The sequence below is a fragment of the Alteromonas sp. G5_S2_22_S1 genome, from assembly GCF_054968525.1.
Map to the genome: position 1 here is coordinate 1 of NZ_JBQKUJ010000042.1, position 1550 is coordinate 1550.

Below are 1550 nucleotides of genomic sequence, written 5' to 3' on the forward strand. Positions count from 1 at the left end.
ACAACACAAACCTCTTTTCACTACAGCGGTAACTACTGAGAAAAAGTTTGAGTACGATCCGGTGTTATACCGCAAAATTGCGAACTTAAAGGTAAATGAAATCGTTCAGGTGACAAATCGAAAGGGATACCGGTCAAAAAACTAATAAGACAGGCATACTAATAGACAGAGTATGTAGGTGCGCTAGAGAACTAAACAAGACAGGCATCTTTGGGAGTATCAATACGAATCGGTACTAAACAAGACAGGCTCATTTGTTCACTTCTCTAGGCACATTGCGTCGTCATGCCCACCTGTCAGAGCCTCTTATAGAAAGGCTATATTCCAGTAATAGCAAAGTCTATTGCATCTATTAACAATTCGCGGGATTGCCCTAAAGACCCGATGCAGTCCTTGAGCACATCGTCGGGTATGGAACTCAGTTGTTGAGTCAGGAATAAGTATGTCTCGCCTTCAAATTCTATCTCCGGCGTAAGGTTTTTCATATAAAGACTATTTTTAGTCTTATTCTTTGTCAGCGGTACCGCTAACCGACTAAACAAGACTAAACAAGACAGGCATGTTTCAGTTTGTCCACTTCCCCTAAACTGAGACAGACTTAATTGGAGTTTTCTGCAATGATTAATGCAGGAGACGACTATGAAAAAATCACGATATACAGAATCTCAGATTATTGGGGTGTTAAAAGAAGTTGATGCAGGTATGAAGGTTGAGAAAGTCTGCCGTCAACACGGTATCAGCAGCGCAACCTATTACAATTGGAAGTCCAAGTACGGCGGCATGGAAGCGTCTGACGTCAAACGATTGAAAGAGCTTGAAGAAGAAAATGCCAAGCTTAAAAAGATGTTTGCAGATGTCAGCTTAGAAAATAATGCCATTAAGGAGCTTGTCGCAAAAAAGGGTTGGTGATAGCAGAGAAACGAGAGTGCGTCAGCATCCTAGTTGATGCGGGACTAAGTATCGTAAAGGCCTGTCTGTTTGTTGGTATTGGCCGTGCGACCTTTTATCGTCCAGAGAGAGACTGGCGCAAAGCGGATGCTGCTGTCATTGATGCCATCAATGCGGTTTTGGAGAATTCGCCACGAGCGGGCTTCTGGAAGTGTTTTGGCCGAATGCGGTTCAAAGGCTTTCCCTTCAACCACAAGCGCGTCTATCGTGTTTACTGCCAAATGGGATTGAACCTGCGGCGCAGAACTAAACGGGTACTGCCCAAGCGAATAGCCCAGCCACTGGAAGTGCTGGATCAGGCTAATCATCAATGGGCGTTGGACTTTATGCATGACACGTTATATTGCGGTAAACGGTTCAGAACACTGAATGTGGTGGATGAAGGCACGAGGGAATGCCTTGCTATAGAGGTCGATACGTCTTTGCCCGCTGGCCGTGTCGTACGCGCGACTAAACAAGACAGGCATGTTTCAGTTAAAACAAGACAGGCATGTTTCAGTTAAACACGTACTTAACAAGACAGACTAAATAAGACAGGCATCTTTGGGAGTATCAATACGAATCGGTACTAAACAAGACAGGCTCATTTGTTCACTTCTCTA

The 1550-nt window shown here is 44.3% G+C and carries 1 protein-coding gene and 1 pseudogene; one reads left to right on the plus strand and one right to left on the minus strand.

Annotation, left to right across the window (positions count from 1 at the left end; translation table 11 throughout):
- Positions 1–317 precede the first annotated feature (317 nt).
- Positions 318–542 carry a CcdB family protein gene (locus ACTRWF_RS19575; protein ID WP_462836095.1) on the minus strand — a complete coding sequence of 75 codons (225 nt, stop codon included), beginning with the start codon at positions 540–542 and terminating at the stop codon, positions 318–320.
- Positions 543–639: 97 nt separating this feature from the next.
- Between ACTRWF_RS19575 and ACTRWF_RS19580 the strand changes: the two are divergent.
- Positions 640–1406 (plus strand): annotated as a pseudogene (locus tag ACTRWF_RS19580) (transposase); the annotation flags it as partial.
- Positions 1407–1550: the final 144 nt, after the last annotated feature.